The organism is Bradyrhizobium sp. UFLA05-112 (assembly GCF_053572325.1).
In genome coordinates this window covers 103,096-114,770 of the sequence record NZ_JBANBK010000003.1, presented here as the reverse complement: position 1 = coordinate 114,770, position 11,675 = coordinate 103,096, and the positions used below count along the sequence as shown (strand labels likewise).

The following is an 11,675-nucleotide window of genomic DNA, read 5'->3' as shown; positions in this document are numbered from 1 at the left end:
GCAGCTTGTCAGAATTGGGAGTAGCATCATGTCGGCCGACACGACGCAAACGCAAGCGGGCAGCAAATACGACCATCTGATCGCGGCCGCCAAGGCCGTGCCGCCCTCGACGACCATCGTGGTCCATCCCTGCGACGAGACATCGTTGCGCGGCGCCGTCGACAGCGCGAGAGCTGGCATCATCCGGCCGCTGCTGGTCGGCCCGGAGCGGAAGATCAAGGAAACAGGGAGCAAGTTCGGGCTCGATATTGCCGGCTATGAGATCGTCGATGCGCCGCACAGCGACGCGGCCGCAGCCAAGGGCGTCGAGTTGATCCACGAGGCCCGCGGCGAATTGCTGATGAAGGGCAGCCTGCACACCGACGAGCTGATGCGGGCCGTCACGGCCAAAACCGGCGGCCTGCGCACCGACCGGCGCATCAGCCATGTCTTCGTCATGGACGTGCCGGCCTATGCCGAGACCATTTTCGTCACCGATGCGGCCATCAACATCTTCCCCGATCTCGACGCCAAGCGCGACATCATCCAGAACGCGATCGACCTCTACAATCTTGCCGGCTTCGGCAAGATACCGAGGGTCGCGATCCTCTCGGCGGTCGAGACGGTGACGTCAAAAATTCCGTCCACGATCGAGGCCGCCGCGCTCTGCAAGATGGCCGATCGCGGCCAGATCACCGGCGGTCTGCTCGACGGACCGTTGGCCTTCGACAACGCCATCGATCCCGAGGCCGCGCGGATCAAGGGCATCAAGTCCGAGGTGGCCGGCCGGGCGCAGATCCTGGTCGTGCCCGACCTCGAGGCCGGCAACATGCTGGCGAAGAATCTCGCTTACTTTGCCATGGCCGATGGCGCCGGCATCGTGCTCGGCGCGCGCGTCCCGGTGGTGCTCACCTCGCGCGCGGACAGCCCGCGGGCGCGGATGGCGTCCTGCGCCGTGGCCGCGCTTTACGCCCATGCACGGCGCCAAAAGGCGCCGACAGTTGCCGCGTGACCGCCATGGACACCATTCTCGTCATCAATGCCGGCTCCTCGAGCGTCAAGTTCCAGGTTTACTCGGTCGAGGGCGAGGGCACGCTTCGCCGGCAGATCAAGGGGCAGATGGACGGCATTGGCAGCCGGCCGCGTTTGCGGGCGAGCGGGGCGGGTGGCGATCCCATGGCCGATCGCGCCTATCCGATCGAGGCGATTCCGGACGTTCCGGCCGCGATGCAGGTCGCGGGCGAGTGGCTGAGAGATGAGGCTCGCCTCCAACCGTTGGCTGTCGGGCATCGCGTCGTGCATGGCGGGCCCGAATACGAGCGGCCGGTCCTGATCGACCACGGCGTGGTGGGGCGCCTGGAACGCTTTGTCCCGCTGGCGCCGCTGCATCAGCCGCATAATTTGGCGCCAATCCGTGCGATCCTTGCCAACTTTCCTTCGCTTCCGCAGGTCGCCTGCTTCGACACCGCGTTTCACCGCAGCCATGGGCCGCTTGCCGATCATTACGCGATCCCGCATCAGCTGCATGCCGAAGGCGTGCGGCGCTATGGCTTTCATGGACTTTCCTACGAATACATCGCGAAGACCTTGCCGCAGATCGCGCCCGACATCGCGAAACGGCGGGTGATCGTTGCGCATCTTGGCAGCGGCGCCTCAATGTGCGCGATGAAGGGTGGGCAGAGCGTCGAGAGCACGATGGGTTTTACGGCGCTGGATGGTCTGCCAATGGGTACGCGTCCCGGCCAGCTAGATCCCGGCGTCGTGCTCTATCTGATCTCGGAGAAGGGCATGTCGCCCGCGAAAGTGCAGGACTTCCTCTATCGCGATTGCGGGTTGAAGGGCCTGTCCGGCGTCAGCAACGACATGCGGGAGCTGGAGACGAGTGCGGACCCACGCGCAAAGCTCGCGATCGACTACTTCGTCTATCGGATCGGTCTTGCCGCCGGGATGCTCGCTGCCGCCTTGCAGGGCCTCGACGCGTTCGTCTTTACCGCCGGTATCGGTGAGAACTCGGTCAGCATTCGCGCGCGCATCGCGGAGCAACTCGGCTGGCTGGGCGTTGTGCTCGATGCCGCCGAGAACGCGCGTCACTCGCGGCTGATTTCGCGACCGAACAGTCTCGTTCCCGTCTACGTCGTGCCGACCGACGAGGAACTGATGATCGCGCAGCACACGTTGGCGCTGCTGATGAACGGAAAATCGCAAAACGCCAGATCTATGAGGGTGTCATGATTCCCGTGTTTCCGGAGACGAAGGTTGCGCTGAAGGGAAAGAAAGGCCTCGTCGTTGGCATCGCCAACGATCAGTCGATCGCCTGGGGCTGCGCGCGGGCGTTTCGCGCGCTCGGCGCCGAGCTGGCCGTGACCTATTTGAACGATCGTGCCAAGAAGCACGTCGAGCCGCTGGCGCAGGCACTGGAAGCACCGATCTTCATGCCGCTGGACGTGATGGTCGAAGGCCAGACCGAGCAGGTGTTCGAGCGCATCGCGAAAGAGTGGGGCCAGCTCGATTTCCTGCTGCATTCCATCGCCTTCTCGCCAAAGGAAGCGCTGCACGGACGCGTGGTCGATGTCGGGCGCGAGGGTTTTCTCAAGACCATGGAGGTCTCCTGCTGGTCGTTCCTGCGCATGGCCCATCTGGCGGAGCCGCTGATGAAGAATGGTGGCACCATGTTCACCATGACCTATTACGGCAGCCAGATGGTCGTGGAGAACTACAACATCATGGGCGTGGCGAAGGCGGCGCTGGAATCGGCCGTCCGCTACGTCGCCTCGGAGCTCGGGCCGAAGGGCATCCGGGTGCACGCGATTTCACCGGGACCGTTGGCGACGCGCGCGGCGTCGGGCATTCCGGAGTTCGACGAGCTCATGGACAAGGCGCAGTCGAAGGCTCCGGCACGGAGCCTCGTCAGCATCGACGACGTCGGTCATGCCACGGCGTTCCTGGCGCTCGACGGCGCCAAGCTGATGACCGGTAGCGTCATCTACATCGACGGCGGCTATCACATCATCGATTGAGGAGAGGTGGCGCGACGCGCGCCGCAGGAGCCAATCTGGGACATCCGGTTGGGACGCTTCTGGCTGATCATGGCACCATGCCGGTGATTTGCCCGACGTGTCAAGCAATTTCGGTTATTCAGCAGTTTGTCGTGCCGCCTCTGAATCTACTTTGCATGGGGTTGTTTTTCAGTTTTTGTATTCAGCGGTAGTGCAGGGCGATCAACTCGGCGACGCAGGCGGGTTTCTTGCCGCCTTCGATCTCGATCACGAGATGATAGTTCACGCGCAGGCCATCGGGCGGCACGTCCTCGGCCTCGGCGACCGTGACGCGGCCCCGCAGCTTCGAACCGGCCGGGACCGGAGCCAGGTAGCGTATGCGGTCCGCGCCGTAGTTGAGCGTGTTGCGCAGGCCCTTCAGGCCGATCACGGAACGGATGAAGAGCGGAGCGAGTGCAAGCGACAACAGCCCGTGCGCGATGGTCTTGCCGCCCGGCATCTCCTTGCTCGCGCGCACCTGGTCGACATGGATCCACTGCTCGTCGCAGGTCGCCTCGGCGAACTGGTTGATGCGGTCCTGGCTGATCTCGATCCAGTCGCTGGCGCCGATCTCGGTGCCCACAGCGGATTTGATCTCTGCGAAATCGCTGAATATCCGCATGGTCGTGCCCGTCAGATTTTCATTTCCGGTACGGTATCGGGAACCGTGAGCTCGGCGTCCGTCACGGCCATCACCTCGCCGACGCTGATACCCGGCGCGGTTTCCAGGAGCGTCGCCCTGCCGTCGGGAAAGGCGATCACGGCCATGTCGGTGACCACCAGGCTCACCGGCCGCGCCGACGTCAGCGGCAGCGTGCACTTTGCGACGATCTTCGACTTGCCCTTGGCCGCGTGCTGCATCGCAACGATAACGCGCTTGGCGCCGCTGACGAGATCCATCGCCCCGCCCATTCCCGGCACCATCTTGCCGGGGATCATCCAGTTGGCGAGGTGGCCGTGTGCGTCGACCTGGAGGCCGCCGAGCACGGTGACGTCGACATGGCCGCCGCGGATCAGCCCGAACGACATCGCGCTGTCGAATGTGCAGGCGCCGGGCAGGGCGCTGATCGGGCGCCCACCGGCGTCCGTCAGAGTCGGATGAGCCATGCCTTGCTCCGGGATCGGGCCGGTGCCGATGAGACCGTTCTCCGATTGAAAGAACACCTTTAGATCGGGCGGGACGTAGTTCGCGACCAGCGTCGGAATGCCGATGCCGAGGTTGACGAGGTTGCCGCTCTTCAGTTCCTTGGCGACGCGCCGGGCGATGATGGTCTGTGCATCCATGATCTCACCCGTTGGTAATGAGGAAATCGACGAGCGGCGCCGGCGTCACGACGTGGTCGGGCGCGATGACGCCGACCGGCACGATGTTGTCAGCCGTGACGATGACGGTGTCGGCGGCCATCGCCATGACGGGATTGAAGTTGCGCGAGGTGAGGGCGTAGGAGAGGTTGCCGAGATAGTCGGCGAGAAAGGCATGCACCAGCGCGAACTGCGCCCGCAGCGCAGTCTCGAGCAGGAACGGCTTGCCGTCGACTTCGATCTGTCGCTTGCCTTCGGCGACCAGCGTGCCGACGCCGGTCGGGGTCAGAACGCCGCCAAGGCCACACCCGCCCGCGCGAATGCGTTCGACGAATGTGCCCTGCGGAACGAGATCGACCGCGATCTGGTTAGCGAGCATTTGCTGCTGCGCCTTCGGATTGAGGCCGATATGGGTCGCGGTCAGCCGCGAGACCAGCGTCGCATCGAACAGCTTGCCGACGCCCTTGCCGGGGATGGCTGCGTCATTGCAGATCAGCGTCAGGCCGGTCTTCTGCTGCCGGACGACCTCATCGAGCAGGCGCTCCGGTGTCCCGACACCCATGAACCCGCCGACCATGACGCTTGCGCCTGCCGGGATCATCGCAACGGCTTCTTCGACGGAAACGGCCTTCATGGCGGCAACTCCGATCAGACGCTGAGGACAGCAGCGAGCGGATGTTTGCCGGCTGTCACCGCGGTGCTTTGATTTGCATCAAGGCTTATCGTCATTTGAATCGGCCATGGCGATGCCGACGCTTTGCAGCATGTCGCGCCAGAGCTTGCGCACCTCGGTGTGACGCCGTTCGAGGGCGGAGTTGACGGCCTCGCGATGAGGCACAAGGTCGGGCCCCTTCAGCGACAGGATTTGTGCCTGCAGCAGACGGCCGCTTTCGAACTCGATGCGGCGCAGCGCCATTGCGAATGGATCCTCGGGATTTGCTTCGGCCGGCAACAGTGCTGCCGGCCGGATGGCCGCGTGAACAGCGTGGGCGAGCGTCGCAAGACCGGCTGCCACTGCCAGCGGCCAGTCCGAAATCTCGTAGACGGGCGCCGGAAACCAGGCGCTTTCCCAGGCCACGGTCATATAGCCCAGGCCAGGATCAGGCGCCCAACTCGTCGCGCGCATCAGAAGCGAGACGATCTCGGTCTCGCGGAAGAGCTGTGTGTTCAGCTCGGTCTGCCAAGCGGACTCGAGCTTTGTGGGCAAGGTGAACGCGGACTGTCGTGCCAGCGCGCCGTGGGCGGAGATAAGGAATGCGGCGACACGCGTTTGCTGGTGGGGCGGCACGCGACCCTCAGAATCGAGCGGTCCGAAGAAGTCGCTCATGTCGCGCCTCTCTGGACGGGGATCGCGCGGAGATGATCATAGCCTTCGGGAAAGGGAGTGAGTTCGCCGCCGGGCTGTTCCGGCGCGACCCAGACCGCCTTGTTGCCCCGCCAGCGTCCGGCGAGCACGTCCTTGGCGAAGCGCGCCAGCAGATCGGCCGTCAGTGCCCCCTTTTCGAGCGTGAAGGCGTGATAGGCCTTCGGGATGATCACCAGCGAGCTGTTGGGGATTTCAAGCCGCAGGGTCTCGTGCAGCGCACGTGGCGTCAGGAAGTCGAACTCGCCGTTCAGGATCATGGTCGGGAGCGTGATCGACGAAAGCTGCGGCGTCAACGGCCGAAAGTCGAGAAAGGACTCCATCAGGTTCTGGAGCGCGTAGAGGTCGTTGACGAGCCAGCCCTGTCGCTTGACGCTGTCGAGCTTGTCCAGGAGCGGCTTCAGCCACTGGTCGGACAGGTTCATCGGCAGCAACAGGTCCTGGAGATAGCCGGTGCCGCCCAGGATCAGGCCGGTGCGCAAGGCGTTGCCGATCAGGAGCAGCTGTGGGGAGAGCTCCGCAAAGCAGCTCATCGGCACCAGGCCGGACAGTCGCTCGCCGTGCTCAATCGCGTAGCGCAGTGCAATGAGTCCGCCAAAGCTGATGCCACTGAGGAAGATGGGTCCATCGCAGAGCTCGCCGATCAGGCGATGAAGCGCGGTAACCTGGTCGTCCTGGTTGATGAACAGGGCCGGCTTGTCTGAGCCGCCCTGGCCGAGCAGATCGAAGGTCGCCACGCGGAAATGCCGGGCGACAAGCGCTTCGCGATAGGCAGCCCAGAGCTCGGCATATTGCGTGAGCCCGTTAACCAGAACATAGGCAGGGGCATCGGGCGGCCCTTCGAGCTCATAGCGTATCCGATATGAGCCGTGATTGAGGAAGGGCATTGCGACGACCGGCTGCAGTGTCTGATCGCTGCGATCTTCAATCTCCGGTCGGGGATTCCATTGAGCTAAATCAAAGCTCTCCCGGGTGACATCCCTAGCGTTTTCGCAAAACACCGCTAGGAGGAATCTGCCATGACCGGGAGAGACATGCTCAAACGTTGCTTCGTGAGCCTGATCGTGTTGCTGGTCGGCACGGCGCTCGCTGTCGCGCAACCCTTCACCCGCCGTTCGTCGCAGATGCAGCATGATGGGCTGAAGAAGACATACGAGATCGCCAACTTCCGCCTCGGCGGCAAGTACGATCTGTCCGATCCTTCGAAATGGGAGAATGGCGGCGAGGGCGGCGTGACGCTGGAATCGCTCGGTGCCGGCAAGCTGCGCGCCTCCTACATCGCGATCGGCAAGGCCCGGCGCAATGCCAATGACGAGATCACGAACGCCGTGGTCATCAACTCCTACTATTCCGGCGACTCCACCGACATGTTCGAGCAGTGGGTCAAGGGCGCTGCTTTGTCAGGCGGCGTGCCCATCATCGGGCCGGGGCGGCCAATCGACACCGATCGCTATTTCGTCATCATGGTCGATCCGCTCGGCACCTGGGGCGACAGCAAGCCGTCCGACGGGTTAGGCGTGAAATTCCCGCAGTACAGCTACTTCGACATGGTGCAGGCGAATTACCGCCTGCTGCGCGATCATCTGAAGGTCGCGCGCGTGGCACTGGTGACCGGCGTCTCCATGGGCGGCACGCAGACCTATGTCTGGGGCGTGATGCATCCGGAGTTCATCGGCGCGCTGATGCCGATCGGCGGCACCACGCAGTCAGACGCGGGCGATCCCGTCGGCAACTGGACGTTCCAGATGATGACGGCCGCGATCGAGTCCGACCCCGTATGGCAGGCCACGAACGGCGATTACTACAAGCTTCCCAAGGAAAAGCATCCGGTGCCGGGCGTTGCGTTCGGCTGGTCCATCCTTGGAATGACCGGGTATGACTTTGGTTATCGCACGACCCAGAATTTCACCGCAGTCCAGCCCGAGATCTTCTACTGGGATCCGCCAAATGAGAAGGCTGGGTTGAGCGTCACCAACCGTGCCAAACTCTACGATGCCGTGGATCTCGTTTGGCGCAACCGGGTCGGCGAAACGCACAACATCAATGCCTATCTCGGCCGTATCCAGGCGCGCACGCTGGTGATGCACATCACCAATGACCTCTGGTTGAACTTCAAGCTCGCGCAGCAGGCCGTCGATCGTGTGCCCGGTGCGGACCTCATCGCCGAGGAAAGCCCGGTTGCCCACTATGGCGTCTTCCCACTCATCAACAACCGCAAGAACGATCCCAAGTTCGTCGCGTTCATGGACGACGTCGCAAGCCTCGACCGCGCGCAACAGTTCGTCGACAAGAACTATCGCGTGCCGGGCGTCGCCGAGAACATCGATCCCAAAAAATCCTTCTGGAAGGATTTCGTGACCTATCCATATCCGGTCAAGTTCGCCAACGCCAAGGACAAGAGCGGCAATGCCTGGCAGATCGGCTACATGGATGAATATGCCGGCACGGCCAAGGATCCGAAGGTGCTCGTCATCATCCATGGCAAGGGTGCGTTCGGCGGGCACTACGGCAATATCATGCAATACGCCCTGCGCAGCGGCTTGCGCGTGATCGTGCCCGACCTGCCACATTACGGCATGTCGGGGCCCGGCAATCTCGACAAGAGCCCGGCCCGCACCATGCAAGACATGCGCGAGGTCATCTACGACCTCGTCGTCAATCAACTCGGCGTCAAGAAGGCCTACTATCACGGCCATTCGCTCGGCGGGCAGTTCGTGATGGGCTACGCCCTGACCTGGCCCGACGCGGTGCAGGGCCTTGCGCTGGAAGCGCCGTCCGGCCTCGAGGAATATCCGCGCGACATCACCATCGCCAAGGACAAGAAGGCCCGCCTGTTCGACCAGGCCTTCGACCATGACTTCGACAAGTGGAAGGCGACCTGGGACCAGACCGGCATTCTGGCCGCGGAGATGGCACGCGATGAGCAGAACATCCGCGACTTCTTCTACTTCAAGAAGCGTGATCCGAACACCGGCGCTGTGTCGGCGGCCAAGAGCGGCTACTTCTTCAACGACAGCGAATACGCCCGCTTCCATACTGAGCAGCGCGTCGGGCTGACCAAGGGAAATCCGAAGGAGCTCGAGCAATGGTGCAACGTCTTCATCTACGACATCTACACTATCGGCTCTGAGCTGCAGCAGGATGACCCGAAGAATCTCTACGAGCGGCTCACCCAGATCAAGGCGCCGATCTTCCTCGCGTTCGGCGACAAGGAGCCCTTCATCCCGACGCCCGCGTTCAACGGGCTGACGGATCTGGGGCGCGACGTCATCTCGCCGTTCATGACGCGGATGACGAATGCCGGCAACCGGCCGATCCTGAAGATCTATCCGGAAACCGGACATTTCATCCACACGGACAATCCCGTCGAGTTCTCGGTTGACGTCGTGGACTTCGTGACCAAGGGCAGCGTCGACACGTCGTCGCCGCAGGGTATCGACCGCATGATCAAGGGGGCCGTGGTATCGGCCTTGCCGGTGGCGCCGACCCCGGCGGGTGCTGCGCCGACGGCCGGCCTGAACAAATAGGGCTGCTCATGCCAAGGGTGCAGGCGGGCGAGGTTCAGTTGAGCTGGCGAGAGTGGGGAGGAGGCGACGTCACCGTCGTCTTTATCCACGGCAATCTCGCCAGCAAGGACTGGATCGAGCTCGCCGCGCCGATGTTTCCCTCAGGCCTCCGCGTGATCGGCATCGATTGGCGCGGCTGCGGTGACAGCGACCGGCCGAAGCCCAAGGCCGACTATGCGAACTACTCGATGCAGCAGCATGCGCAGGATATGCTCGCGGCGCTCGATGCGCTGGGCGTCAGCTATTGCCATCTCGCCACGCATTCGACCGGCGGCATCATTGCCGCCCGGATGCTCTTGATGCAGCCGCAGCGCTTCGGCCGCGTGTTCGCGCTCGATCCGGTGACGCCGCTCGGCATGGCCTTCAATGCCGATCAGATCGGGCTTTTCCGTGCGATGATGGCCAGCAGGGAGCTGACACGAACCGTGATGGCGACAGCGGCTTCCTCGCTGTTCGTGCCGGAGAGCATGGCGCCGGGCGAAGTTCCTCGATTCCGTGATGGGCTGGGTGATATCCCGGCGCTGTTCGACCGCATCATCGAGCAGACCTTTGGCGTCTCTGAAGGCATCTGGATCGGGACGCCCGTCAACCTCACGCGGGAAAAAGAGAGCCGGGAGCTGGAGCGCCGCATGGCGGAGATCCGGCACCCGCACCTGGTGCTGTGGGGCGAATGGGACGGCTGGATTCCGCCTTCTGACTTGCGCGCCATGGCCGAGGCGATGCCGGACTGCCGGCTGGTGGTGGTGCCCCGCATTGGGCATTCGATGAATCTTGAACTGCCAGCTCTGTATGCTGGCTATTTTGGGGCTTGGTTCGGCGGGCTTGCAGCGTAACCCTTGAGGAGCAACATCATGGCGGAAATCCCATCGACCGAGAATATGCGTACGATGATGAGCGAAGCGCTTGGCCGCCTGCGCAAGGCCAACACTGAATATTTTGATCTGCTGGAGAAAGGCCTGAGCTCCTCACCGCTGCCGATCGCGAATCAAGCCAAGGAGTTCTGCAGCCATATGCAGCGCAACATCTCCGCGACCTTCGATCTCGGTGACAAGCTCGTCCAGGCCAAAGACATGCAGGAAGCGCTCAGGATCCAGTCCGAGTTCTTCCAGGACCAGATGCGCTCGTTGACCGATCAGGCCAGAAACATGGGCGAGTCCGCGATGAAGGCGGCTAGCGGCATGTTCACGCCGAAGGCATCATAGACGAAATCTCCTTCGAGGAGAACGGCTCCGCCACTTGGCGAAACGAGACAGGATGATGGCGCTTCAATTCTTGGTCGGCACCGTCATCAGCCTCGCCAACATCATGATTCACGCGCTGGTGACCGTCGGCGCCATCGGCATTGCGCGTGCGGCGGGGTTACGTGACGCTGCGTGGCCGCGAGTGCATCTGATGGCCGTGATGGTGGCGACTGCGGCTGCCCTGATGGTGGCTCACACGCTCGAAATTCTCGTATGGGCGCTTGCATATCGAGTGGTCGGTGCAGCGCCCGCCGGAAGCGATCTGCTCTATTTCGCCTTCGTCAACTATACCACGCTCGGCTACGGCGATATCACGCCGGTGCCGGACTGGCGGCTGGTCGGTCCGATGACCGCGATGAATGGCATCCTGCTCTTCGGCTGGTCGACTGCGGTGCTGTTCGAGGTGCTACGCAAGACGCTGGGGCACCTTGCGGCCGTCAGCGCCAAAGATTTCAGTTCTGGAGATCGAGACTAGCGAGCTGTCGGCGGTCCAAGAGCACGATTTGACGCTGGGTGTTGCCGACGAAGCCGAGGATGCCGAGCTCATGCAGGTGCGATATCGCCCGCGAGACCGTCTCAAGGGTGAGGCCGAGATAGTCGGCGATGTCGCGCCGCGACATCGGCAGCGCCAGGACGCCTGCGGCAGTTAGCCGCGTATCCATCTCGATCAGAAAGGCCGCGACCCGTTCCAGCGATGTCTTGCGGCCGAGCAGCAGCATGTGATCTTCCGCGTGCTGCAAATTGGTCGTGGTCATGCGGAGCAGGTTCTTGGCCACCACGGCGTCACTTTCGGCCACGGTCTCCAGGCTCTGCCGCCTGATGAGGCGCACGGTGGTATCGACGACAGCTTCTGCAGTGAAGCGATGCGTGCGGCCGTTCTCGAGCCCGAAGATATCGCCGGCGAGGTGAAACGCGCCGATCTGACGGCGTCCGTCAGACAGCAGCTTGTAGCTTCGCACCGCGCCGGTCTTGACCTGATAGATGTACTCGGCAGGCTCCTTCTCGCCGTAGATCTCATTGCCCTTCTTGTAGGTAAATTCGCTTAAACTCACGATCGGATTTGAGTCACTGCTCATTCCAAGATCGTGCAGCGAATTGGGACGGGGCAGGGGATCGCTGATGATGCGTACGAACATGGGCCAACTCCTCAATCCATTGCTGAATTGGTCTCAGGCTATTCATGGCGAGG

At 62.9% G+C, this 11,675-nt stretch carries 13 protein-coding genes; 7 read left to right on the top strand and 6 right to left on the bottom strand.

The window, feature by feature from the left end; genetic code table 11:
* The first annotated feature begins 28 nt into the window (after positions 1 to 28).
* The 3 genes from SO180_RS03020 to fabI are packed head-to-tail and all read left to right on the top strand — an operon-like array spanning position 29 to position 2,996.
* Positions 29 to 991 (top strand): phosphate acetyltransferase, encoded by a 963-nt coding sequence (locus tag SO180_RS03020; RefSeq protein WP_449377333.1) that lies wholly within the window; start codon positions 29 to 31, stop codon positions 989 to 991.
* A gap of 5 nt (positions 992 to 996) precedes the next feature.
* Positions 997 to 2,211, top strand: a complete 1,215-nt coding sequence (locus tag SO180_RS03015; protein ID WP_449377332.1) for an acetate/propionate family kinase — start codon at positions 997 to 999, stop codon at positions 2,209 to 2,211.
* Positions 2,208 to 2,996, top strand: coding sequence for an enoyl-ACP reductase FabI (gene fabI, locus SO180_RS03010; RefSeq protein ID WP_449377331.1), 789 nt, complete (start codon positions 2,208 to 2,210; stop codon positions 2,994 to 2,996). Before SO180_RS03015 ends, fabI begins: the two co-directional genes overlap by 4 nt.
* 181 nt (positions 2,997 to 3,177) lie before the next feature.
* Here the strand turns inward: fabI and SO180_RS03005 are convergent, their stop codons facing one another.
* From SO180_RS03005 to SO180_RS02985, 5 genes are all read right to left on the bottom strand, one after another.
* On the bottom strand, positions 3,178 to 3,636 hold the full coding sequence (locus SO180_RS03005) for a MaoC family dehydratase (RefSeq protein WP_449377330.1): 459 nt from the start codon (positions 3,634 to 3,636) through the stop codon (positions 3,178 to 3,180).
* Between the two features lie 11 nt (positions 3,637 to 3,647).
* Entirely contained in the window at positions 3,648 to 4,298 is a 651-nt protein-coding gene (locus SO180_RS03000; protein WP_449377329.1) for a 3-oxoacid CoA-transferase subunit B, read from the bottom strand.
* Positions 4,299 to 4,302: 4 nt separating this feature from the next.
* Positions 4,303 to 4,950: a CoA transferase subunit A gene (locus SO180_RS02995; protein WP_449377328.1), complete on the bottom strand. Its 648-nt coding sequence runs from the start codon at positions 4,948 to 4,950 to the stop codon at positions 4,303 to 4,305.
* Between the two features lie 78 nt (positions 4,951 to 5,028).
* Positions 5,029 to 5,643 (bottom strand): hypothetical protein, encoded by a 615-nt coding sequence (locus SO180_RS02990; protein WP_449377327.1) that lies wholly within the window; start codon positions 5,641 to 5,643, stop codon positions 5,029 to 5,031.
* On the bottom strand, positions 5,640 to 6,566 hold the full coding sequence (locus tag SO180_RS02985) for an alpha/beta fold hydrolase (RefSeq protein ID WP_449377326.1): 927 nt from the start codon (positions 6,564 to 6,566) through the stop codon (positions 5,640 to 5,642). Before SO180_RS02985 ends, SO180_RS02990 begins: the two co-directional genes overlap by 4 nt.
* A 132-nt stretch (positions 6,567 to 6,698) precedes the next feature.
* Between SO180_RS02985 and SO180_RS02980 the strand changes: the two genes are divergently transcribed.
* Genes SO180_RS02980 through SO180_RS02965 form a run of 4 tightly spaced genes read left to right on the top strand, consistent with a single transcriptional unit; the run spans position 6,699 to position 10,961 of the window.
* Complete coding sequence (locus SO180_RS02980; protein ID WP_449377325.1) at positions 6,699 to 9,206, top strand: alpha/beta hydrolase; 2,508 nt, start codon at positions 6,699 to 6,701, stop codon at positions 9,204 to 9,206.
* A gap of 8 nt (positions 9,207 to 9,214) precedes the next feature.
* Positions 9,215 to 10,078, top strand: coding sequence for an alpha/beta fold hydrolase (locus SO180_RS02975; protein ID WP_449377324.1), 864 nt, complete (start codon positions 9,215 to 9,217; stop codon positions 10,076 to 10,078).
* A gap of 18 nt (positions 10,079 to 10,096) precedes the next feature.
* A complete protein-coding gene (locus SO180_RS02970; protein WP_449377323.1) occupies positions 10,097 to 10,447 on the top strand; it encodes a phasin in 351 nt (116 codons plus the stop codon).
* 55 nt (positions 10,448 to 10,502) lie between these two features.
* Positions 10,503 to 10,961 carry a potassium channel family protein gene (locus SO180_RS02965; RefSeq protein WP_449377420.1) on the top strand — a complete coding sequence of 153 codons (459 nt, stop codon included), beginning with the start codon at positions 10,503 to 10,505 and terminating at the stop codon, positions 10,959 to 10,961.
* On the opposite strand, the gene SO180_RS02960 is transcribed toward SO180_RS02965, so the two are convergent.
* A complete protein-coding gene (locus SO180_RS02960; protein WP_449377322.1) occupies positions 10,939 to 11,622 on the bottom strand; it encodes a helix-turn-helix domain-containing protein in 684 nt (227 codons plus the stop codon). The genes SO180_RS02965 and SO180_RS02960 overlap by 23 nt on opposite strands.
* Between the last annotated feature and the right edge of the window lie 53 nt (positions 11,623 to 11,675).

Coding starts and splice junctions, on each gene's coding strand:
- SO180_RS03020 (WP_449377333.1), top strand. CDS start 29: ATGTCGGCCGACACGACGCAAACGCAAGCGGGCAGCAAATACGACCAT.
- SO180_RS03015 (WP_449377332.1), top strand. CDS start 997: ATGGACACCATTCTCGTCATCAATGCCGGCTCCTCGAGCGTCAAGTTC.
- fabI (WP_449377331.1), top strand. CDS start 2,208: ATGATTCCCGTGTTTCCGGAGACGAAGGTTGCGCTGAAGGGAAAGAAA.
- SO180_RS03005 (WP_449377330.1), bottom strand. CDS start 3,636: ATGCGGATATTCAGCGATTTCGCAGAGATCAAATCCGCTGTGGGCACC.
- SO180_RS03000 (WP_449377329.1), bottom strand. CDS start 4,298: ATGGATGCACAGACCATCATCGCCCGGCGCGTCGCCAAGGAACTGAAG.
- SO180_RS02995 (WP_449377328.1), bottom strand. CDS start 4,950: ATGAAGGCCGTTTCCGTCGAAGAAGCCGTTGCGATGATCCCGGCAGGC.
- SO180_RS02990 (WP_449377327.1), bottom strand. CDS start 5,643: ATGAGCGACTTCTTCGGACCGCTCGATTCTGAGGGTCGCGTGCCGCCC.
- SO180_RS02985 (WP_449377326.1), bottom strand. CDS start 6,566: ATGCCCTTCCTCAATCACGGCTCATATCGGATACGCTATGAGCTCGAA.
- SO180_RS02980 (WP_449377325.1), top strand. CDS start 6,699: ATGACCGGGAGAGACATGCTCAAACGTTGCTTCGTGAGCCTGATCGTG.
- SO180_RS02975 (WP_449377324.1), top strand. CDS start 9,215: ATGCCAAGGGTGCAGGCGGGCGAGGTTCAGTTGAGCTGGCGAGAGTGG.
- SO180_RS02970 (WP_449377323.1), top strand. CDS start 10,097: ATGGCGGAAATCCCATCGACCGAGAATATGCGTACGATGATGAGCGAA.
- SO180_RS02965 (WP_449377420.1), top strand. CDS start 10,503: ATGGCGCTTCAATTCTTGGTCGGCACCGTCATCAGCCTCGCCAACATC.
- SO180_RS02960 (WP_449377322.1), bottom strand. CDS start 11,622: ATGTTCGTACGCATCATCAGCGATCCCCTGCCCCGTCCCAATTCGCTG.